Here is a 419-nt window from a genome sequence, read left to right as displayed (position 1 = left end):
GCTCTACGGCGCGCGGCACTACAACCACTATGAGTTCCTGCTGGCATTGACCGACCGCCTCGGCGGCATCGGCCTGGAGCATCACCGTTCCAGTGAGAACAGCGCCGACCCGGGCTACTTCACCGAGTGGGACAACAACGCGTGGATGCGCGATCTGCTGCCGCACGAGTACACCCATTCCTGGAACGGCAAGTACCGTCGCGGCGCGGATCTCGCCACCGCCAACTTCAACACGCCGATGGGCGACAGCCTGCTGTGGGTCTACGAAGGCCAGACCCAGTTCTGGGGCCAGGTGCTGGCGGCGCGTTCAGGGCTGTGGTCGACCGCGCAGGCGCGCGACATGCTGGCCAACGTGGCCGCGACCTATGACCGTGGTCGCCCGGGCCTGGCCTGGCGGCCGCTGCAGGACACCACCAATG

The 419-nt window shown here is 67.1% G+C and carries 1 pseudogene; it reads left to right on the top strand.

The window, feature by feature from the left end:
* Window positions 1-419, top strand: a pseudogene (locus tag HR086_RS47700) (M61 family peptidase); the annotation flags it as partial.

This window comes from Myxococcus sp. CA039A (genome assembly GCF_013336645.1).
In the GTDB taxonomy this organism is placed as follows: Bacteria; Myxococcota; Myxococcia; order Myxococcales; family Myxococcaceae; genus Myxococcus; species Myxococcus llanfairpwllgwyngyllgogerychwyrndrobwllllantysiliogogogochensis.
This window is presented reverse-complemented; position numbering and strand designations above follow the sequence as displayed.